This is a genomic window from Stenotrophomonas chelatiphaga, assembly GCF_032054965.1.
GTDB lineage: Bacteria > Pseudomonadota > Gammaproteobacteria > Xanthomonadales > Xanthomonadaceae > Stenotrophomonas > Stenotrophomonas chelatiphaga.
The window spans coordinates 93,846-115,745 of record NZ_DAMBRS010000006.1; the positions used below are offsets into that span (position 1 = coordinate 93,846).

Genomic DNA, 21,900 nt, shown 5'->3' on the forward strand with positions numbered 1-21,900 from the left:
TGGGCATGTTGGCGGCCACGCCCGGCGTGCACGCGGCAGCAGGAGCGCGCGGCGATGGCCTGCTGTTCCACGTCTCGGCCGACACCGATTTCACCGCCGACCATGCCGAGGGCGAGGCGGTACCGAACTTCAGGGACAAGGTCCGGCTGGTCGCCGATGGGGCACGCGGCAAGGCGATCGAATGGGACGACGACGGCGTGCTGTCGTGGAACGCGCCCGGCAACATCCACGCCCAGCGCGGCACGCTGTCGTTCTTCTGGCGTTCGCGCTACCCGGTAGGCGAGGCACCCTTCGTGATCTTCCGCGTCGGGTACGCGGACCACAGCAGCTGGGACATGGCGTGGCTGCGGATCGACTGGAACGGGGAGGGCTTCGATGCCTTCGTCACCGACGCCAACCTGGCGCGCACGCGCGTTTCGTTCAAGCTGGACGCCCGGCCGGATCCGGCGCAATGGAAGCACCTTGCCTTTACCTGGGACGAGACCGCCGGCGTGCGCCTGTACGTGGATGGCCGTGAAGCCGCGCGCGTGGACACCACCGCTGATTACGATGCCGCGCTGGACCAGCTGGGACTGGCCGGCCGGGTGATGGCGCCCTACCAGGTGCAGAGCCGCTACAACTTCCTGCGCGGCAGCGATGTCGATGAGATCCGGGTCCACGACCACATGCTGGATGCTGCCGCGGTGGCGGCGCTCGCCGCCGGCAGGTCCCCGCGGTCGGTCGACGGCGCGGAAAGCGTGGCCGGTGATGCGCGCGCGGCATGGCTGCATCGATTCGGCTGGGAAGGGGCGGCACCCCCGGCGTTGGCAGCCGATGGAACGCGCATCCGCAAGGTGGAGTTCGCCGACACCAAGGACCTCAAGCAGTGGATGTGGAAGGCCACCGACGGCATCGCCGAAACCACCTGGCCGGGCGTCTACAACCGCTCGCGCCTGCCCGGCCGCAACGACTATTTCCAGCTGCCGGACTGGAACACCTACGTGGAAGCCGGCCAGCACCTGGACCTGACCGTGCCGACGGATGAAACCGTGAACCGCATCGAGGTGCGTGGCGCGGCGTTCGGCTCGCTCGCCCACGGCCCCGATGCGGCCAGCGCCAGCACCGTGCTGATGCAGCGCCCGCGCGGCGTGGTGCGCAGCGTGGACGACATTCCGGCCCAGCGCGGCGGCGTGCTGCGCTTTTCCAACGTGGAACAGGAAACGCCGATCCAGGAGATCTGGGCGTACCACGTGGAAACAGGCGCCGAACCCGAAGGCAGCGTCAAGCAGACCTACCTGGTGGACAGCCAGGCGCTGCCGGACTACACCAACCTGGACAGCCTTCGCCGCTACATCGATGGCCGCTACCCGGCGGCCGAACGCAGCACGGTGATGGCCCTGCCCAAGGGCGCCGGATCGCGCCGTCGCAGCGCCGACAGCCTGCCTGCGCAGCCGCGGCCGATCGTGCACGTGCTGATTCCTTCCGGCGTGGGCGATGCACCGGCCAACCAGCCGCTGATCCGCAGCTGGGCGCACAGCTGGGAAAACATGTATGACGGCCTGGATGGCGTGGCCATCGACCTGCCTGCGCTGGACCTGCCGGCCACCCACGATGGACTGATTCCGCTCAACATCCGCATCAAGGATCCGATCTGGCCGGCCCGCGACATGATCGATGTGTCGGTCTCGGTGCAGCCAGGCGTCAAGCGCACGCTGTGGCTGGACCTGCGCGACCGCATCCTCACCGCCGACAGCCTGTGGCTGAGCATCGCCTCGGCCGCACCGGGTTTCGATGCGGGTGCACTCGATGGCGCCGAAATCCGCATGGTGTTCAAGCCCCGCCAGGAGGCCGTCGCCGAACATGTCGCGGACCGCTTCAACCAGGTACGCGACAACTGGGGCTTCCTGGTCGAGGAACACACCACGTCCAAGCGCCAGCGCCTGTATGCGCGCGTGTACGCCGACCTGAGCGATCTGCTGCGGGTGGACCCGGACCATGAACTGGGCCGTCTGTACTGGAACTACATCAGCTACAACAGCCAGGGCAAACCGCCGTTCACCGCGCCGGCCGTGCCCAAGGGCGTACCGGCCTGGGCGTTCAACCAGGTGCAGGACCTTGCCCATGTACGCCGCTTCATCGACTGGTGGATCGACAACCGGCAGGTCGCCTACGGCGACTTCGGCGGTGGCATCTCCGACGATTCCGACCTCACCCAGCAGTGGCCCGGGCTGGCCCTGATGGGCGTGCAGCCGGACCGCCTGAATGCCTCGCTGACCGCCCTGTCCGACGCGGTGTACCGCAATGGCATGTTCAGCAACGGCCTGAGCACGATCGAGACCGATGAACTGCATGCCTACGAAGAAGGCATCAACACCAACAGCGCCATGCTGTATCTCAACTGGGGCGATCCGCTGACCGTGGAGCGCCTGATGGAAACGGTGAAGGCCTTCGACGAGAAGATCATCCTGCCCAACCCGCAGGGCCACCTGCTGTTCTCCAGCAACTGGTTCGGTGGCAACAAGGTCTACCGCGAACCGAACTGGCAGTGGCAGAAGCCGTATTCGTTCCCGGTGCTGCATCCGGCGTTCCTGCTCGGCCAGTTCAATGCCGATCCGAACAGCCGGCGGCTGGTCACCGGCCTGGCCGATGGCTACCTGGCGCACGCCTATACCGATGACAAGGGGCGCTGGGCGCTCCCCAACGAGATCAACTGGGCGACCGGGCAGACCCGTGGCGGCGAGCTCAACAACGGCTCCGGCAGCGGCGACATCATGCATGCGTTCTGGGCCGCATGGCGCTGGAGCGGTGATGACAAGTACCTGAAGGCGCTGGACTACCGGGTGGAGCGTGGCGGTCCCGGCGCGCTGTCCAACCTGGGCGAAAACTACGTGGAGGTACTGGGCCGGCAGCAGGACTGGTACCCGAAGCTGACCGCCGATGCGAAGAGCGGCAGGACCGGCTTCGCCAGCCTGATGGCCTGGCAGGCCAGCGGCGATACCGGCTACATCGAAGCCCTGCACGCCGATGGCATCCAGGCCAAGGCGCAGCGCGAGTACATGAACACCGAAGGCCATTGGTGGTCGGACCGGGTGGAAGCACCGAGCGAGTTCCTGCAACGCGCGCGGTTGGGCGGCATCGCGCTGAAGCGCAACCAGAGCTGGCCGGGGCATACGGTGAGCTGGCGCTTCGACCGCGATGAAGCGGCCGAACAGGTGGCACTGCTGGTGCATGCGCCGTCACGCGAGCGCTTCACCGTGACCAGCCATAACCTGGGCAAGCGGGTGATCCATGCCGACATGACCGGCTGGAACGTGGCCAGTGGCACCTGGCGGGTGCGCAGCGGCGTGGATGCCGATGGCGACGGGCGCATCGATGGCACGCCGCGCGAGCGCGAGGTCGTGCTTGAGAGCAGCGCAAGCACGGCGTTGCAGTTCCAGCCGGGCCGCACCGAAGTGTTCGAGTTCGAACGGGTGCGCGCCGGTACCCCGGTGGAGCAGCGGGCCGACCTGGGCGTAGGCCGCGGCGACGTGCGGGTGGATGGCCGCCAGGTGCATGTCACCGTGCACAGCCTGGGCCATGTGGCCACCGGCGTGGGCGTGGCGGTGCTGGAAGATGCGCGCGGCCGCGAGATCGCGCGGATCGAGGTGCCGGCCATGGAGGCGCCGCGGGACCTGCAGCCGAAGACCACCACGGTGAGCCTGCCGCTGCCGTCCGGTGAGCGCAGCGGACTGCGCGTGCGGGTGGGGCTGGCGGACGATGGCGAAGAGGTCACCCGCCTGAACAACACCGTCGCCGTGCCCTGAGGGGGGGTGACGGCCGCTGGCCGTCGCGCCTTCACGCTCAGGCAAGGCTTGCGGTGACGAACTCGATGTCGTCGACGATCAGGTAGCGCTTCCCGTACTGGGAGCGCGACGGGGTGCCGATCGCGAGCACATAGGCGCCCGCCAGGTCTTCGAGATCGTCAACGCGGAAGCGACGCTTGAATTCGGGCCAGATGGAGCCCGGGATTCCAATGCTGATGTCGCCGCGTCCGCCGGAGTTCAGCCAGACGGTGCCATCGCGCTCCCCTGCGTCGGTAACCAGGCCCCAGCAGCCGGCCAGCCGATCAAAGTGGTGGGGCTGCAGGGCAGGAAACTCGACGAAGAAATCGCGCAGGGTCCGGCCTTCGATCCCGCCGATCTCGATGGCCTGGTCCGAGGCGCCGAAGGCTGCCGAGCTGCGCAGGTGCTTGAGCAGCGTGCTGAGCCTGCGGTGCGTGCGGGCCGTGCGTTGACCGTCGCCGTGCAGGTGCCGACCGCCGCGCCGGCCGGGGTCCGCCTGGCCGTCGTCCTGCAGGTGCGGCGCGCCTTGCACGGCACCGAAGTTGAGATCCACCACCAGCACGTCGGTGTTGTGGGTGATCGCCTCGTCCGGTCCGATCCCACTCTCGACGCGCAGATGATCTTCGGCGGCCATGCCGCAGCCGGGGGCGTGGGGGCGCGCACCGAAGCAGGCGGCGCGGCCACTGGCGGCCTTCTTGCGGAAGAACGCCTGCTGCCCGCAGCGCACGCAGGTCAGGTTGCGTCGCTTCGCTTCCAGGTCGGCGGGCGGCAGCTGCTGGAAGCGGACGGCGGTGTAATCGCCCCCGTCCAGTGTGCAATGCGCGATATCCATAACGTTCTCACTCCCTGCGTGTGTCTGTAAAAAATCCTACAGACCGCAAGGAGGTGGGAGGTTGCAGAAATCGATCATCGGCTGGACACCTCAGCCGCCGCCGGAGGCAGGGACACTTGAGGTAGGGACGGCCGCTGGCCGTCCTTGCTGCGCCGGTCAGCTGTCGCGGTCCAGTTCCTGCACGCGCGGCTGGTACCAGCCATCGCCGAGCGGATCGAACACGGTGCTGCGCTCCATCGGACCCTGGTAGACGTGCAGCGATACCGCGATGTCCTGGCTGCTGGCGTTGCGCAGTGTGTGGTATTCGTGCGGAGGAATCAGGCTGCCGGCGCTGCCCGTTTCGCCATACAGCACCGGCTGCGCCGCAAACCGCCAGCGCGGGCCGCGCTGTTCCAGCAGCGCATAGGGGGTAACCTGCAGGTCGCCACGCCAGACCCCTTCCACGCACCACATGGCATCGTGGTCGTGCAGCGGGGTGCCCTGCCCCGGCCCCCAGCACATCGCGATCACGCTGTAGCCCAGCGTCGTGCTGCGGTGCAGTTCGCGGCGTGCATAGCGGCCCTGCAGGGGCTGGTGGACGCAGGACGGCAGTTCGATCTCCGGATCATGGATCGCCTGCCGCAGCGTGTGCTGCAGCGCGTGGGTTATCCCTTCAGCATCGCCCTGCCCGACCGCCGCATCCAGTGCCGTGATCAGGCGGTCTTTCCCGCGGAAGGCCGGTGGGGTGAAGTGCAGATCCATGCCTGCAGTCTAGGCGAGTGATGTCTGCGGAACGTTTGCACGGCGTTAATGGCAGAGCAGAGCACCTGTTTCCGTACGCCTTGGTTGCAATAAAGGGGTGCGCAACCCGAATGGAGGGGCTGAATACGTCACGGCAGCAGCAGGGGACGCAATGCGGGGACGCTGCGTGCAAGCTCTTCGGCCATGATCGTGGCGAACACATCCGCGCCCTTGTCGCCCAGGTGGGTGTAGTCGAAGGCGCGCTTGGCCTGCCCCATCGGTTCCAGCACCGCACGTTGCGCAGCGCTGCCAGCCGCGCTGCCAGGGGCGGCATCGACGGTAGTGCCGGTCAGTGCGGCCGCGACCTGTTCCTGCGATGCAGGCGACTGCGCCAGCTGCATCGCCAGTACCGGGCCCATCGCCTGCACCAGCTGCCGGCTGCGCGCGTGCAGGTCGACCAGCGGGACGTCCAGTTCGCGTGCAACGCTGCGTACCGCGTCCGCCCACGGCCCGAGGTCGTCGATCAGCTTCCCGTCGGCGAACTGGCGCCGGGTCAGCGGCGTGACCAGCACCGGTATCGCACCGGCGGCCCGTGCCTCGGCAACGTAACGGCGCAGGTTGTCGGGGAACTCCCGCTGCAGGTCGGTGGAACGTCCCGGTTTGCCGGGCTGGTCGTTGTGCCCGAACTGGATCAGCACCCAGGTGGCCACATAACCCGGTGTGCGCATCTCCGCGTCCACCACGGCCCATGAGCCTTCGGCGCGATAGTTGTAGGTGCTGCGGCCGCCGCGCGCCAAGTTGATGCACGCCGCGAACGAAACCAGGTGGTCGGCGCAGAACCGCGGCCCCCACCCGCCCTGCACGGCGGTGGTGGAATCGCCCACCAGGATGACCTTGCTGGCGCGGATCGGCGTTGGCGCCGGCCGGTCGGCGGGCGTCTGGGCCAGCGCCGGCAGCGCGATGCAGCAGCCCAAGGCAAGCAACAGGAAACGGTGTCGGGTCATGCGCGGTAGTCCTCGGCGTCAGCGGAAAGGGTTGATCGGGCGGATGGAGCCATCGGGTTCGTGCACCAGTCCGGTGACCTTTGCATTGCGCAGGTGGGTGCGGTTGCTCAGCTGGGTGTCGTGGTAGAACAACTGCCAGTGGCCGTCCACCTGCACGATGGAATGGTGCGTGGTCCAACCCTGCACCGGCAGCAGGATGACCCCGCGCCAGGTGAACGGTCCCCACGGCGAATCGCCCACCGCGTAGCTGATGGTGTGGCTGTCGCCGGTGGAATAGCTGAAGTAGTAGCGTCCTGCATGCTTGTGCACCCACGCCGCTTCGAAGAAGCGTCGCGGCAGGTCGCCGCCGGTGATCTGCGTGCCCTCCGGGGTCAGCAGCTGCACCTCGCGCGGCGCGGCGTCGAACTCCAGCATGTCCGCGCGCAGGCGTGCCACCCGCGGCGCCAGCGCCGGTGCATCGGGTTGGCCCAGGTCGGTGTCCCCCAGGGTGGCGTCGTAGCCCTGTGCAGTCCAACGCTGCAACTGTCCGCCGTGGATCCCGCCGAAGTACAGGTAATGCGCACCGTCATCGTCGGCGAACACGGCCGGATCGATGCTGTAGCTCTGCTGCATCGGCTGCGGCTGGGCGGTGAACGGGCCTTGCGGACGCGTGCCGGTCGCCACGCCGATGCGGAACACGCCCTGTTTGTCCTTCGCCGGGAAATACAGGAAGTAACGTCCTGCCTTGTAGGCCGCATCCGGTGCCCACAGCTGGTGCGCCGCCCACGGTACGTCCTCCAGTGCCAGCGCCAGCGGATGCACGGTGACCGGTGCCCCGATCCGGTCCATCGACAGCACGTGGTAATCACGCATCGCAAAGCCCTTGCCGGGCTGGTCATCGGCCGCTGGTGCCTGGATATCATGTGAGCCGTACACGTAGATGCGGTTGTCGAACACGTGCGCGGACGGGTCGGCGATGAACGGCGAATCGACCAGCGGCGCATCGCGGAAGCGGGCCTGGGCAAGCGCCACCACAGGGGCCATGCCGAGGATCAGCAGCAGCATGCGCAGGGGTGGCACCACGCCATGCGCGGCGTACTGCCGGGGTCGGACATGCATCATCATCAGCTCCTTTCAGCAGGAATCAGAACGTACCGCGTTGCAGGAACGGCGCCTGTCGGTACAGCTCGCGCTCGCCGCCACGCGGATCATCGGCCAGCGTGCTGCGTACATCGAACAGCAGGGTCTGGCGGCGCGGCAGGCCATACGGTTCCCAGTGCGCCAGCCCGGTGTGGTTGGGGTCGCCATGGCGGGCGAACTGCAGCAGTGCGCTGCTCATCGTGGCCGCCAGTCCGCGTGCCTCCGCGCCATCGCCACTGCGTGCACCGGGCCGGGCGGTGTTGTCGAACACCAGCGGAATATCCAGCGTGTGGAACGCGCCCAGCCTGCCGCCGTCCAGCGGCGAGCCCCAGTCAAGCTGGTAGGCCCAGGTGGGCGCCGCACCGGTGTGCTGGCGCGCGCGCGCTTCCAGCTCCTCCACTGCACCGCGCCAAGAGCGGCCGGCGGTGGTGGCGGCGAAGAACACCTGTGACGGCGTGTAGTGCGGGTACATGCGGCGATAGGCCTTGATCACCCGTTCCGGGCGCAGGTCCACGTACTGCTCGCGTTCCAGCTTGGCCGGCAGGCTGTCCCAGGTGAGTTCGTGGTTGGCCGGGTCGTTGCCGAGGAACGCACGGGTTTCATCGCGCGTGTTGCCGATCACCATCGGGATGTGGGCGGACTGCGCGGGCGCTTCGGGGAAGAACGGGTGCACCGGCAGTACCGCATCATCCAGCACCGGCCCCACGTACAGCCCGCTGGTTTCAATCCGCGACGGATCGCGCGCCTTGCCGGCGGCCAGCAGCGCGGCTGGGGAAAGGCGCAGCAGCGCCTCGATATCGCTTGCGCCAGCGGCCTGCATGGCGATCGCGGTACGCTGCGCGGCGGCACGCGGACCGGCCGCGGTGACCTGCTGGCCACTCATCGTCCATGCGCGCTGGAACAGGCCCTTGGCCGCGGGCATGGCCATCAACGTGGCGATCTTCGCCCCGCCGCCGGACTGGCCGAACACGGTGATGTTGTCCGCATCGCCACCGAACACCGCGGCGTGTTCGCGCACCCAGTGCAGGGCCTGCACCAGGTCGAGCTGGCCGACATTGCCCGAGGCGGCCATGCGCGGATCACCGAGTGCCCCCAGGTACAGGTAGCCGAACAGGTTGAGGCGATGGTTGACCGTCACCACCACCACATCGCCGCGTCGGCACAGCGCGCCGCCGTCGTACAGCGGGTCGCTGCCGGAGCCGTTGTTGAAGCCGCCGCCGTGGATGTAGAACAGGATTGGCCGCTTGCCGCCGTCGCCAAGCGCCGGCGTCCAGACATTGAGGAACAGGCAGTCTTCGCTGCCCGGCCCTTCGCCGCCACCCTGTGGCGCGGCCGCGCCGTACTCCAGGGCGTCGGCGATGCCGCGCCACGGCGCTTCGCGGCGCGGTGGCTGGAAGCGGTAGGCGGCCGTGTCGGCGCCATAGCGCAGCCCGCGGAACACGCAGGTGCCGTGTTCGCGCTGGCCGCGCACGCGCCCTCCGCGCACCCGCGCCAGCACCTGCTGGTCGGCGTGCACGCCTGGTTGCGCCACTGCGGTGGGCAGCAGGGATGTGGCGGCGGCAGCGAATGCCCAGCGGGCACTGTCGCGCAGGAAGCGGCGGCGTTGCAGGTCGGCACGGTCATCATTCATGGGCGACCCTCCGGGGTCTGGATCCGGGTAGGGGCGTGCAGCCAGCGCTGCGCGATCTCCGGCCACAGGGCCGTGGTCGAACCCGCGGCGGCGCGCATGCCGAAGCCATGGCCACCGTGGGCGAACACGTGCAGTTCGTGCTCCACGCCCGCCGCGGCCAGCGCCCGCGCCATCAGCAGGCTGTTGTCGACGCTGACGACGCGGTCATCCGCCGCGTGCAGCAGCAGGGTGGGCGGCATGTCCGCGCGCACCTGCTCCTGCATCGAGTAGCGATGCACGCTGGCGGGGTCCGCATCCTGCCCGACCAGGCGCTGGCGGGAGCCGCTGTGCGCCTGCGCGCCCATGTCGATCACCGGGTATACCAGTACCGCACGCGAAGGCCGCGCGCTGAGCCGGTCGGCCGCGTCGGCCGCCGGGTAAGCGGGGCTGTCGAAGCCGGTCGCCAGGCGCGCGGCGACGTGCCCGCCGGCCGAAAAGCCGATCACCGCGATGTCCTCGGCATCCAGTCCGCGGCTCGCTGCTGCGGCACGAACCACGCGCATCGCGCGCTGCGCGTCGGCGAGCGCCGCCTGGCGGTCGCGGCCGGGTTCGGGCAGGCGATAGCGCAGCACGAACAGCGTATAGCCGCTGCGCTCGACCCACTGCGGCACCAGTTCGGTGCCTTCCTTGTCGATCACCACCCGCTGGTAGCCACCGCCGGGAACCACCAGCAGCGCCTTGCCATTCGGCCGTGTCGGGGCGTGCACCAGCAGCCACGGGGCGTCGACCTGATCGACGTAGCGATCAGGCCGCTCCGGGTCGGTGCTGCGCTCCACGACGTGCAGTCCGCGCGCGGGAGTGGACTCGCCGGGCACGTGGCCCCCCGGCCACAACGCGATGCGTTCGCCGGCGGCCTCGGTGGCCCCGGTGGCCCCCGCAACGGGCGTCGGCGGTGCGCGCTGCGCTGCAGCGGCGGCAACCGCCGGGGACGCGGCCAGGGATAACGAACAGAGCAGCGAAAAAAGCGTGGATCTCATGCGGCACAAGGCTCCGGATGGACAGACAGGTGGCCCTCGGCCACTCCCCTCGTGCCTTCTGACGCACTGCACATTGCCAGATGACACCGGTTTACCATATACACGTCATCCGAACGCTGTCGATGCGCAGCGCAACAACGCCAAAGGGAGAGCCTCCTTGAGCAACGAACCCGGCAACATGGACCTGCCAACCGCACCGGCGGCCGCCGCCGATCCTGCCGCCATCGCCAGCGCTTTCACCGGCGCGCGCCGCGCAGGCGCATCACTGGCTGATTTCCCCGGCCAGATCCCCGCCGACCTGGTCAGCGCCTACCACGTGCAGGACCTGGCGATCAGCCAGTGGGAGCATGAGGTAGTGGGTTGGAAAGTCGGCTACATCGCCGAAGAGCGCCGCGACAGCTCCGGCGATGACCGTCTGCTGGGCCCGATATTCAACAATCGGCTGCAGAATGCTACCGGTGGAACAACGCTGGACATCGCCGTCTACGAAGGCGGTTTCGCGGCCGTGGAAGCGGAGTACGTGATCGAACTGCTGGAAGACGCGCCGGCCGACCAGCTGGAGTGGACCCCCGAGCAGGCCGAAGCGCTGCCGGCCCGCCTGTACATCGGCGTGGAAGTGGCCAGCAGCCCGCTGGCCACGATCAACATCCTCGGCCCGCTGGTGGTGGTGTCCGATTTCGGCAACAACAACGGCCTGCTGCTGGGACCGGAAATCACCGACTGGACGACGCGCGACGACAGCGAACTGCGTGCCGAGACGCTGATCGAAGGCGAAGTGGTCGGCACCGGCGGCGCAACCCGCCTGCCCGGTGGCCTGCGCACTGCGATCGCCTTCGCCCTGGCGCGTTCGGCCAAGCGCGGTCGCCCGCTCAAGCGCGGTGAACTGATCGCCACCGGCAACGCGACCGGTATCCATGACATCCGCGTAGGCCAGACGGCAGTGGTGCGGTTTGCGGGTTTCGGAGACATTGCCTGCCGGGCCGTCGCTGCGGGATGACCGCAGCCGCCTGGTGAACACGCGCGGGAGGGCGCAGATGATCACACGTAGAAACTTCCTGGCCACCAGCCTCGGCGCGCTTGCCGCGCCGGCGCTGATCGGCTGCAGCAAGGCGGGCGACAGCGTGGCCGGCGGCCACCTGCTGACCGCCACCGATGTGCATGTGGCGGACTATCCCACCGTGACCGCGGTGAAGTGGATCGGCCAGACGCTGGAACGCGAGACTGGCGGGCGCCTGCGCCTGCGGCAGTACCACTCCGGGCAGCTGGGCCGTGAATCCGAAGCGATCGACATGGCCCGCTTCGGTGCCATCGACATCACCCGGGTGTATTCCGGCGCGCTCAACAACGCCTTCCCGCTGACCCAGGCGCTGTGCCTGCCGTACGTGTTCGATTCGGTGTCGCACATGCGCGCCGCACTGGACGGCGGCGTGGCGGACGCGGTGCTGCGCGGCTTCGAAAGCCGCGACCTGGTCGGCCTGGCGATCTACGATTCCGGCGCGCGCTGCTTCTACAACACCAAGCATCCGATCGTGTCCCCGCAGGACCTGCGCGGCCTGAAGCTGCGCGTGGCCTCGTCGGACATCTTCATCCAGCTGATGCGCCTGTTCGGTGCCAACCCGACCCCGATGTCGCTGGGCGACACGTTCTCCGGCATGGAAACGCACATGATCGACGGTGCGGAAAACAACATGCGCAGCTTCCATTCCAGCCGGCATTTCGAGGCCGCGCACTACTGGTCGCAGAGCGATCATTCGTACGCGCCGGACGTGCTGCTGATGTCACGCGCCAGCTTCGACCAGCTGCGGCCGGACGATCGCCAGCTGCTGCTGGAAACGGCGCGCGCCTCGGTGAAGGTGATGCGCGAGCAGTGGGACGCTTCCGAAGATGCCGCGCGCAAGGCGGTGGTCGACTTCGGCGTCAAGACCAACGAGGTGGACCTGGTGGCCTTCCGCAAGGCCGCTGATCCGCTGCTGCAGGAGTACCTGAAGCAGCCCGAGCTGGCCGCCATGGTCAGCCGCATCCGCGATCTCGCCTGAGGAACTCCGCCATGACCGACATGACGACGGGCACTGCCCCGATCGCCCCCGGCGCAGGACAGCGCCTGCTGGACCGCATCGCCGACTTCGCCATTTATATCGCCGTGGCCGCCCTGCTGGGGCTGGTGGTGGTGCAGGGCTGGCAGGTATTCGCCCGCTACGTGCTCAACGATTCGCCCAGCTGGACCGAACCGGTGACGCTGCTGCTGCTGAGCACGGCGATGAGCCTGGGCGCTGCCTGCGGCGTGCACACCAACCGCCACTTCGGCTTCTTCCTGCTGGCCGCGTACATGGGGCCGCGGCTGCGTCGCGCGGTGGATACCTTCGTGCAGCTGGTGATCGGCGTGCTTGGCGCATACCTCGCCGTGTTCGCGATGGTGCTGCTGATGGATGGCCTGGACATCAAGGCCGCCGGTGCCAACCTGCCGCAGAGCATCAACTACCTGCCGCTGTCGGTGGGCGGGGCGTTGATGGTGCTGTTCGCGCTCAACCGTGCCTGGCGGGTCCATTTCCCGCTCGCGGTGGTCGCCGTCGAAGACGCTGAAGGAGATCGTTGAACATGGGCATTACCCTGCTTTTCCTGGTATTCGCCGGCCTGCTGCTGCTCGGCGTGCCGGTTGCCTACGCGCTGGCGGCGGCCGCGCTGGCTACCCTGCTCTACCTGGACATTCCCAGCATCGTGCTGGTGCAGCAGATCTCCGCCGGTACCGGCTCGGCATCGTTGATCGCGATTCCACTGTTCATCTTCGCCGGTGAGATCATGATGCGCGGTGGCATCTCCGAACGCCTGATCGCGCTGGCCTCCTCGCTGGTGGGACGCATGCGCGGCGGCCTCGGCCAGGTCTCGATCCTGTCCTCGCTGTTCTTCGGTGGCGTGTCCGGTTCAGCCATCGCCGATGTGTCCGCAGTGGGCGGCACGATGATCCCGCAGATGGTCAAGCGCGGTTACGACCGCGACTTCGCCGTCAATGTCAGCATCACCGCCGCGCTGGTGGCGCTGCTGGTGCCGCCGTCGCACAACCTGATCCTGTTTTCGGCTGCGGCCGGTGGTGGCCTGTCCATCGCCGATCTGTTCGCTGCAGGCATCGTGCCGGCGCTGCTGATGACGCTGGCGCTGATGGTCACCGGCTACGTGGTGGCGCGTCGTCGTGGCTATGGCGTGGAAGTCTTCCCCGGCTGGCGTGCGGTGGCCCTGCGCATCTTCTCCGCCCTGCCCGGCCTGGGCCTGGTGGCCCTGATCTTCGTCGGCATCCGCGCCGGCATCTTCACCGCCGTGGAAAGCGCGGCCATCGCCGTGGTGTACGCGTTGCTGGTCACCACCGTGCTGTACCGGCAGCTGCCGTGGCGCGAGTTCTTCGGCACGGTCATCCATGCCGCGCGCAGCACCGGCGTGATCCTGTTCGTGATCGCCACCGCCGCCGTGTTCGGCTGGCTGCTGGCGTTCCTTCAGGTGCCGGTGGCCGCGGTGGACTTCCTGCAGTCCTTCGCGCACAGCCAGTTCATGGTGCTGTTGATGATCGTGGTGATGCTGCTGCTGCTGGGTACCTTCATGGACCTGGCGCCGATGATCCTGATCTGCACGCCGATCTTCCTGCCGGTGGCCAAGGCCTATGGCATCGATCCGATCCACTTCGGCCTGGTGCTGGTGCTGACCGGTGGCCTCGGCCTGGTGACGCCGCCGGTGGGCTCGGTGCTCTTCATCGGTACCGCCATCGGCAAGATCAGCGTCGGCGAAAGCATGCGCAGCATCTGGCCCTTCTGGTTCGCAGCACTGGGCGTGCTGCTGATCGTGACCTTCTTCCCCAGCCTGTCGCTGTGGCTGCCGCATCTGCTGCGTGCGTGATGTGGGGAGAAGGCGTGACGGCCCGGGTCGTCACCTGTCCGAGCAAGCGTGACGACCAACGGTCGTCACCTACATGAGTTTCCTGGGAGGGAAAACGATGCAGTTCAAGCACACGTTGAAGATCCTGCTGGCCGGTGGCCTGCTGCTGGCAACATCGACCGTGGCTGCCGCCGAACCGGTGGCCGCGACGAACTGGAAACGCGGGATCGAGAACCAGCGCCAGGCCGATCTCGGCAACGGTACGTTCCTCAACCCGGTGTTTGCCGGCGACCGTCCGGATCCGTCGGTGCTGAAGGACGGCCAGGACTACTACCTGACCCTGTCCTCGTTCGATGCCTATCCCGGCCTGCCGCTGTGGCACTCGCGCGACCTGGTCAACTGGCAGCCGCTGGGCCATGCCATCACCAAGAATGTCGGCGCGATCTGGGCACCGGACATCATCAAGCATGAAGGTCGCTACTACATCTACTTCCCGGCACGCACCGGCGAGACGCGCAGCAACTTCGTGGTCTGGGCCGATGACATCAAGGGTCCGTGGAGCGAGCCGATCGACATCGGGCTGGAGAAGTACATCGATCCGGGCCACGCCGTTGGCGAGGACGGCAAGCGCTACCTGTTCCTGAGTGGCGGCGATTACGTACAGCTGGCCGACGACGGCCTGAGCGTGGTCGGCACTCCCAAGCACGTCTACGACGGCTGGAAGTACCCGGAAAGCTGGGACGTGGAGGCGTACGCGCAGGAAGGCCCGAAGATCAACTTCCGCGATGGCTGGTACTACATGACCACTGCGGTCGGCGGCACCGCCGGCCCGCCGACCGGGCACATGGTGATCACCGCGCGCTCGCGTTCGATCCACGGACCGTGGGTGAACGCCCCGAACAACCCCATCATGCGCACCCGCTCCGCTGCCGAGCCGTGGTGGTCGCGCGGGCATGCCACGGTCATCGAAGGCACCGACGGCCGCTGGTGGATGATGTACCACGGCTACGAGAACGGCTATTGGACGCTGGGTCGCCAGGCGTTGCTGGAGCCGATCGAATGGACCGCCGATGGCTGGTTCGTGGCCAAGGGCGGCGATCTCGGCCAGCCGCTGCGCAAGCCCTCCGGCGAATCGGTGGGCCAGCACGGCATGGCCCTGTCCGATGCCTTCACCGGCAGCAGGCTCGGTCCGCAGTGGTCGTTCTTCAACCCCGCGCAGGACGAATACAAGCGGCTGGGCTTCAGCGGCAACGGGCTGGTGCTGCAGGGCAAGGGCGAAACCCCGCGCGACAGCTCGCCGCTGACCGCCATCGCCGGTGACAAGGCCTACCAGTTCGAGGTGGAAATGGATGTCGCCCCCGGCGCGGTCGGCGGCGCCCTGCTGTACTACAGCGACCGCCTGTACGTGGGCGTTGGCAGCAATGGCGAGAAGTTCATCATGCACCGCTACGGTGAAGAGCGCCCCACCCGCCTGACCCCCAGCAGCACCGGCGGCAAGCTGTGGCTGCGGGTGACCAACAACCGCCACATCGTCACCATCCACTCCAGCACCGACGGCCGCACCTGGGAGAAGTACCCGGTTCAGATGGAAGTGTCCGGTTACCATCACAATGTGGCGGGCAAGTTCCTGGCCCTGAAGCCGGCGCTGTACGCGGCCGGCGACGGTGCGGTCACCTTCCGCAACTTCCGCTACCGCGCGCTCGACTGAGCGCGCGGCTAGAATCCCCGGACCCCTCGAGTCGAAGACATGTCAGTGCGCAACACGAACGATGCCGCCAAGCCGGCAGGAATGAAAGGCAAGGCGGCAACGATCAACGACATCGCGCGGCTGTCGGGGGTGTCGAAGAAAACGGTTTCAAGGATCATCAACAACTCCCCGCTGGTGCGCAAGGACACGCGCGAGAAGGTGGAAACGCTGATGCGCGAGGTCGGCTACACCCCCGACCCGCTGGCGCGCGGGCTGGCCTTCCGGCGCTCGTTCCTGATCGGGATGGTGTACGACAACCCGACCGCGCAGTACATCGTGGACATGCAGTACGGCGCACTGGACGCGCTGCGCGGGTCCAGCTTCGAACTGGTGGTGCATCCCTGCGACAGCCGCAGCCCCGGCTATATCGAGGGCGTCTGCCGCTTCGTGCAGCAGCAGAAGCTGCATGGGGTGATCCTGGTACCGCGTGCGTCCGAAGACCAGGCGCTGGCCGATGCGCTGGAGGAGATCGGCTGCCGCTTCACCCGCATCGCCTCGCTGCCGCTGGATGAAACCTCGCAGATGGTGGTGACCCATGATCGCGATGGCGCCGCCGAGGCGGCCGATTACCTGCTGTCGCTCGGCCATCGCGATATCGCACTGGTGACCGGCCCGAGTGCCTACCGTTCGGCCCATGAACGCACCTCCGGCTTCATCGAAGCGCTGGCCAAGCGCGGCATCGAGCTGCCCAAGGACCGCATCGTCGAAGCCGGTTACACCTTCGAATCCGGCGTGGCCGCTGCGGAAAAGCTGCTGCTGGGCAAGAAGCGCCCGACCGCCATCTTCACCGGCAACGATGAAATGGCCGCCGGTATCTACAAGGTCGCGCTGCGCGCAGGCATCAACATCCCGCGCGAACTGTCGATCATCGGCTACGACGACAGCCCGCTGGCCTCGCGCCTGTGGCCGTCGCTGACGTCGGTACGGCGGCACACGCGCGATACCGGACGCACCGCTGCGGCGATGCTGATCCAGCCCGATGGCCAGCCGACGATGCAGATCGCCAGCGTGCGCCCGCACCTGATCGTGCGCGATTCCTGCCAGCCGCCGCAGGACGAATAAGCCGAAAACCCCCGTCCCGCAATGCCGGAACGGCACCTTGCGGTGCAAAATGACACCGGTGTCCAAGGCCGCTAGAATGGCCGCCACACCGCGCCGGCGCCGAGTCATCGGCCCGTCCCCTGCTCTGGAGAAGCCATGTACTGCAAGACCCATTACGCCACCCATCCCGATGCCATCAAGGGCGCCAGCAATGACGACCTGCGCGACCTGTACCTGCTCGATGGCCTGTTCAACGCCGATGCGGTGACCCTGAAGTACACCCACTACGAGCGCTTCGTGCTCGGCGGCGCGGCACCGGTCAACGGCCCGGTTTCGCTGCCCAAGCAGACCGAACCGGCCTCGGCCGCCGGCCACGCCTTCCTGGAACGTCGCGAGCTGGGCGTGATCAACGTCGGCAGCGGCAGCGGCACCATCACCGTCGACGGCACCGTCTTCACCCTGGGCCCGAAGGATGGCCTGTACGTGGCCATGGGCAGCGAAGACGTGGTGTTCGCTTCGGACGATGCCGCCAACCCGGCGCAGTTCTACCTGGCCTCGACCCCGGCGCACGCGCGTTTCGAGACCAAGGCGCTGTCGATCAAGGACGCCGTGGCACTGGACCGTGGCGCGCTGGAAACCAGCAACGAACGCACCATCTACCAGTACATCGTGCCGGCCACCTGCCAGTCCTCGCAGCTGCTGCTGGGCCTGACCGTGCTGAAGCCGGGCAGCGTCTGGAACACCATGCCGCCGCACCTGCACGACCGCCGCAGCGAAGTGTATTTCTACTTCGACCTGGGCCAGAACGATCGCGTGTACCACTTCATGGGCGAGCCCGAAGCGCAGCGCCACATCGTGATCCAGAACAACGAAGCGGTGGTGTCGCCGCCGTGGTCGATCCACATGGGCGCCGGCACCAGCAACTACGCTTTCATCTGGGCGATGGGCGGCGAGAATCTGGATTACACCGACATGCACGTGCTGGACATCTGCCAGCTCAAGTAAGGCATCAGCAACGCCGCCGGCCGCCGCGCCGGCGGCGGTCCGTCCCTCGTGCGACCAACGCACGTATCCACAAGGAATGCATCAATGGCTAATCCGTTCAGTCTGGAAGGCAAGGTCGCGCTGGTCACCGGTGGCAACACCGGCCTGGGGCAGGGTATCGCCGTGGCACTGGCTGCCGCAGGCGCCGACGTGGCCGTGGCCGGCATCGCACCGCCCACCGACACCGTGGCGAAGATCACCGCGCTGGGCCGCCGCTGCCTGGCCATCGAAGCCAACCTGGTCAGCATCGAGCCGGTCGAGCGCGTAGTGCGCGAAACCATCGACGGCCTCGGGGGCCTGGACATCCTGGTCAACAACGCCGGGCTGATCCGTCGCGCCGACGCGGTCGACTTCACCGAGCAGGACTGGGACGACGTGATGAACGTCAACATCAAGTCCGCGTTCTTCATTTCGCAGGCGGCCGGCCGGCATTTCATCGCCCAGGGCCACGGCAAGATCATCAACATCGCTTCGATGCTGTCCTTCCAGGGCGGCGTACGCGTGCCGTCCTATACCGCCAGCAAGAGCGGCATCGCCGGCATCACCCGCCTGCTGGCCAACGAATGGGCCGGCAAGGGCATCAACGTCAATGCGATCGCCCCGGGTTACATGGCGACGGACAATACCGCCGCCCTGCGCGCCGATGCAGACCGCAACAAGTCGATCCTGGAGCGCATTCCGGCCGCACGCTGGGGTAACCCGGAAGACCTGGCCGGTGCGGCGGTGTTCCTGGCCTCGTCGGCGTCGGACTACGTCAATGGCGCGGTACTGCCGGTCGATGGGGGCTGGCTGGCGCGGTAACACCATCGCATTCGCGCTGGCGCTCCCCCGGTTCGCGTTGCAAACCGCGGGCCCCGCGTCACCTTGCTTCCAGACCCCCACCGCTTCGCGGTCGCCCCCTGACTCAGGGGGCTCTCCTCCAGATTCATCCCGGTAGTGCCGGCCCTGGCCGGTAACGCATGCCAAGGAGCCAGACCATGCTGCGCCTGATGCTGCTGTTCTCGCTGTTGACCAGCGCTACCGCACACGCGGCGCCGCAGCGGGTGTTCATTGCCGGGGATTCCACGGCGGCCGAATACGGGCCGGAGCGGGCGCCGCAGGCGGGCTGGGGGCAGATGCTGCAGAGCTACCTGGACCCGGCGCGCATCGAGGTGCGCAACCACGCCAAGGGAGGGCGCAGCACGCGCAGTTTCATCGCCGAAGGACGGCTGGACGCCATCGCCGGCGAGCTGCGCAAGGGCGATGTGCTGCTGATCCAGTTCGGCCACAACGATGCGAAGTTCGAAGACCCCACGCGCTACACCGATCCTGCCGGTGACTACGCCACCTTCCTGATGCGCTACGTGCAGCTGGCACGCGACACGGGCGCCACGCCGGTCCTGGTCACTCCGGTGGCACGCCTGCTGTACGACTTCGGCTCGCTGCTGGACACGCACGGGGTCTACACCCTGGCCATGAAGCAGCTGGCCGCGCGCGAGGACATCGCGCTGATCGACCTCAACGACCGTTCCACGCGCTGGATCCGCGCGCTGGGCGAGCAGGGCGCCAAGCCGTACTTCCTGTTCGTGCCGGACCAGCAGAAGGCCGATGGCACTCATTTCAGCACGGCCGGTGCGAATGCGGTCGCCTGCCTGGTGCTGCGCGACTGGGCCGAACTGCAGCCGACAGTGAAGCCGGCACTGGTGCGTGACATCGACTGTGACGTGCGCGGCACGCAGCGGGAGGGGGCGGATTCCATTTTCCGCCGGGCAAAGGAACCTGACCGCTTCGGTTCGCGGGTAGTGCATGAAGATGCCATCGCACGCGCGCAGCCAGGACCCCATGGCGGCGCCGGCCCGACCACCGCGTATCCGTTCTTCGCCGATGCCGAAGGCCTGCCGTTCGTGCTGCGCAAGCGGGTGCTGCACAAGGGCGCCGGCATCGGCCTGCACCCGCAGCACAAGGACGAGATCTACTACATCGTCAGCGGGCAGGGCAGTTACGTGCTGGACGGGAAGCAGCATGACGTACGCGCAGGCCACGCGCTGCTGACCCGCGCAGGCAGCATGCATGCGCTGCAGCAGGTGGGTGATGAGGACCTGGTGCTGCTGCTGGCGTATCCACGCTGACGTCCCCGACCGATGCCCGGTAGCGACGATCCAGGGTTGGCGAGCGTTGCGTAGGCTCTCCAGCGTAACGGGCCTCAGGCTGGCCGCGCGACGTGGGTCACCAGATAGCGCTTGACCCGATGCGAGCCCGGCGACATCAACGCGCGGGCATGCAGTGCGATGGCGCCTTCCTGGCCCAGATTGTTCTGGTGCAGCGACCAGGTGATCAGCGAGCGCTGCGCCATGTCCAGTTCGTCAACCACCTGGAATGAGACCACGCGGCGCTCATCGTGGCTGTAAAGCTTGCCCCACTCACTGAGGGTGTTGTAGCGGGTCACGTGCCCGAGCACCGGCGCATCCAGGTCCTCGACGACAGGCTGAAGCTGGCGGATGGTCTGGTTGTCGAAGCGCGCCAGCACCTGGCCGCGGGGGCGCATCACCGTCAGGGTCATTTCCGGCGCCTGCGCGATCGGGCGATGCGCTTCCAGCAAGGCGGTTTCCAGCGCGGCCGGCAATGCACCCATGGTCGGTTCGATGCGCTTCTGCAGCGCCACTGTCTGTGCCTCGTCGGCGTCGTTGCCGATCGCCTCATTGAAGGCGTACTTGATGAAATCGTAGGCGACGCCGGTGGCGACCAGCTCAGTGAAGCTCATCACCAACTCGTACACGAAGCTGCCACGCTTGGGCGGCGCAAGAAACACCTCGACCCCGCTGGCGGTATCGCCCTGTGTCTTTACTTCGTCGTTGAGCAACGCATGCAGCGTGATGTTGAGCGAGCGTGCGATGCCGGTCAGTGCCCGCGCCGCATCGTAGGCATCCAGCACATGGCTATCAGCCGAGCCATGCTCGAATTGAAATTTGATTCTCAGCGTCGTCATCCTGCTCCGCGGAAAGGCGCCATAAGCGACGCATATGGGTGCGGGACGATTAGATAGACGGTGCCAACATATGGCTTTCAAGAATCGCGCACGCTACGCACGGCGGCGACCCACGGTCGCCACCAGCCCAGCGCACGATCACCCCACTCAGACGTCGCCGCCGGTCGCCCAGCCTGCGCCGGTGCCGCGCTGGAACACGCGGTCGTCCTCCTGCACCTCGCCGGCGGGCAGCTGCGGCTGGTCCGCCAGGCTGGCGTAGATCGGGGTGAAGTCCGGTGCGGTGGCCTGCATCAGCTGCTCGAAGCTGTCGATGACGAAGTAGGTCTTCTGGAAGGTATCGATGCGGTACCGCGTGCGCATGATGCGTTCCAGGTCGAAGCCGATCCGGTTCGGTGCCGGCGACTCCAGCGAGTACAGCGATTCGCCCTTCGACGACACGATGCCGGCGCCGTAGATGCGCAGTCCATCGGCGGTGTTGATCAGGCCGAATTCGACCGTGTACCAGTACAGCCGTGTCAGGTTCTGCAACGCGTCCGGGCCCAGCGCATGGGCTTTCACGCCGCCGCGCCCATAGGCTTCCATGTAGTCGGCGAACACCGGGTTCATCAGCAGCGGCACGTGACCGAACAGGTCATGGAACATGTCCGGTTCGGCGATGTAATCGATCTGGTCGGGCCGGCGGATCCACCACGTCACCGGGAAGCGCCGGTTCGCCAGGTGATCGAAGAAATCCAGTTCCGGGAGCAGCCCTTCGACGCCGACCAGGGTCCAGCCGGTGGCCGCCGCAAGTGCCTCGTTGAGCTGCTCGAAGCGCGGGATCATGTCCGCGCTCATGCCCATGGCGTCCTGCGCATCCAGGAACTCCTGGCAGGCGCGTCCGTTCAGCAGGTCGCGCTGGCGCTTGAACAGGGTGCTCCAGGTCGCGTGGTCGTCGGCGCTGTAGCTGTCCCACGGCTGTTCCACCACGGCGGTGGTATAGACCGGCACATAGCCCTTGTCGGTCTGCTGGTGCTCGACGCGGCGGGGAGTGGTCTGGTCCATGGGACGGCTCCATTCGGGTGTCTGTCGATGCTAGGGCAGGGATCGCGCAACAGGGTTGCAAAGTTGCGTGTTGAGGGCGTCCT

General features: G+C 67.4%; 18 protein-coding genes. 10 read left to right on the forward strand and 8 right to left on the reverse strand.

Features of this window, described 5'->3' with window-relative positions; all coding sequences use genetic code 11:
* Positions 1–5 precede the first annotated feature (5 nt).
* Positions 6–3,782, forward strand: coding sequence for a LamG-like jellyroll fold domain-containing protein (locus RTX79_RS09980; protein WP_312683593.1), 3,777 nt, complete (start codon positions 6–8; stop codon positions 3,780–3,782).
* 37 nt (positions 3,783–3,819) lie between these two features.
* Here the strand turns inward: RTX79_RS09980 and RTX79_RS09985 are convergent, their stop codons facing one another.
* The 6 genes from RTX79_RS09985 to RTX79_RS10010 form a co-directional block, all read right to left on the reverse strand.
* Positions 3,820–4,632 (reverse strand): hypothetical protein, encoded by an 813-nt coding sequence (locus RTX79_RS09985; protein WP_312683500.1) that lies wholly within the window; start codon positions 4,630–4,632, stop codon positions 3,820–3,822.
* A gap of 156 nt (positions 4,633–4,788) precedes the next feature.
* Positions 4,789–5,373, reverse strand: a complete 585-nt coding sequence (locus RTX79_RS09990; protein ID WP_057508999.1) for a cysteine dioxygenase family protein — start codon at positions 5,371–5,373, stop codon at positions 4,789–4,791.
* A 128-nt stretch (positions 5,374–5,501) separates the two neighbouring features.
* Entirely contained in the window at positions 5,502–6,356 is an 855-nt protein-coding gene (locus tag RTX79_RS09995; RefSeq protein ID WP_312683502.1) for a rhamnogalacturonan acetylesterase, read from the reverse strand.
* An 18-nt stretch (positions 6,357–6,374) separates the two neighbouring features.
* A complete protein-coding gene (locus RTX79_RS10000; protein ID WP_428695989.1) occupies positions 6,375–7,400 on the reverse strand; it encodes a glycoside hydrolase family 43 protein in 1,026 nt (341 codons plus the stop codon).
* 79 nt (positions 7,401–7,479) lie between these two features.
* Complete coding sequence (locus RTX79_RS10005; protein ID WP_312683503.1) at positions 7,480–9,105, reverse strand: carboxylesterase/lipase family protein; 1,626 nt, start codon at positions 9,103–9,105, stop codon at positions 7,480–7,482.
* Positions 9,102–10,121: an alpha/beta hydrolase gene (locus RTX79_RS10010; protein WP_312683504.1), complete on the reverse strand. Its 1,020-nt coding sequence runs from the start codon at positions 10,119–10,121 to the stop codon at positions 9,102–9,104. The genes RTX79_RS10005 and RTX79_RS10010 overlap by 4 nt, the downstream gene beginning before the upstream one ends.
* Before the next feature lie 178 nt (positions 10,122–10,299).
* Here RTX79_RS10010 and RTX79_RS10015 point away from each other — a divergent pair, with 178 nt between their 5' ends.
* From RTX79_RS10015 to RTX79_RS10055, 9 genes are all read left to right on the forward strand, one after another.
* On the forward strand, positions 10,300–11,118 hold the full coding sequence (locus RTX79_RS10015; protein WP_057508995.1) for a 2-keto-4-pentenoate hydratase: 819 nt from the start codon (positions 10,300–10,302) through the stop codon (positions 11,116–11,118).
* A gap of 37 nt (positions 11,119–11,155) precedes the next feature.
* On the forward strand, positions 11,156–12,157 hold the full coding sequence (locus RTX79_RS10020; protein WP_312683506.1) for a TRAP transporter substrate-binding protein: 1,002 nt from the start codon (positions 11,156–11,158) through the stop codon (positions 12,155–12,157).
* Positions 12,158–12,168: 11 nt separating this feature from the next.
* Positions 12,169–12,714 carry a TRAP transporter small permease gene (locus tag RTX79_RS10025; protein ID WP_057508994.1) on the forward strand — a complete coding sequence of 182 codons (546 nt, stop codon included), beginning with the start codon at positions 12,169–12,171 and terminating at the stop codon, positions 12,712–12,714.
* 2 nt (positions 12,715–12,716) lie between these two features.
* Entirely contained in the window at positions 12,717–14,000 is a 1,284-nt protein-coding gene (locus RTX79_RS10030) for a TRAP transporter large permease (RefSeq protein WP_057508993.1), read from the forward strand.
* 97 nt (positions 14,001–14,097) lie between these two features.
* Positions 14,098–15,687: a family 43 glycosylhydrolase gene (locus RTX79_RS10035; RefSeq protein WP_312683510.1), complete on the forward strand. Its 1,590-nt coding sequence runs from the start codon at positions 14,098–14,100 to the stop codon at positions 15,685–15,687.
* Positions 15,688–15,726: 39 nt separating this feature from the next.
* The gene (locus RTX79_RS10040; RefSeq protein WP_057508991.1) at positions 15,727–16,788 is read left to right on the forward strand and encodes a LacI family DNA-binding transcriptional regulator; all 1,062 of its coding nucleotides are present in this window, start codon (positions 15,727–15,729) and stop codon (positions 16,786–16,788) included.
* A gap of 135 nt (positions 16,789–16,923) precedes the next feature.
* Positions 16,924–17,772 (forward strand): 5-dehydro-4-deoxy-D-glucuronate isomerase, encoded by an 849-nt coding sequence (gene kduI / locus RTX79_RS10045; RefSeq protein ID WP_123699973.1) that lies wholly within the window; start codon positions 16,924–16,926, stop codon positions 17,770–17,772.
* 84 nt (positions 17,773–17,856) lie between these two features.
* A complete protein-coding gene (gene kduD, locus RTX79_RS10050) occupies positions 17,857–18,612 on the forward strand; it encodes a 2-dehydro-3-deoxy-D-gluconate 5-dehydrogenase KduD (RefSeq protein ID WP_312683512.1) in 756 nt (251 codons plus the stop codon).
* A gap of 176 nt (positions 18,613–18,788) precedes the next feature.
* Positions 18,789–19,919 (forward strand): GDSL-type esterase/lipase family protein, encoded by a 1,131-nt coding sequence (locus tag RTX79_RS10055; protein ID WP_428695986.1) that lies wholly within the window; start codon positions 18,789–18,791, stop codon positions 19,917–19,919.
* A 74-nt stretch (positions 19,920–19,993) separates the two neighbouring features.
* Here the strand turns inward: RTX79_RS10055 and RTX79_RS10060 are convergent, their stop codons facing one another.
* Complete coding sequence (locus RTX79_RS10060) at positions 19,994–20,776, reverse strand: hypothetical protein (RefSeq protein WP_309689330.1); 783 nt, start codon at positions 20,774–20,776, stop codon at positions 19,994–19,996.
* A 147-nt stretch (positions 20,777–20,923) separates the two neighbouring features.
* Positions 20,924–21,817, reverse strand: a complete 894-nt coding sequence (gene phhA / locus RTX79_RS10065) for a phenylalanine 4-monooxygenase (protein WP_312683514.1) — start codon at positions 21,815–21,817, stop codon at positions 20,924–20,926.
* Between the last annotated feature and the right edge of the window lie 83 nt (positions 21,818–21,900).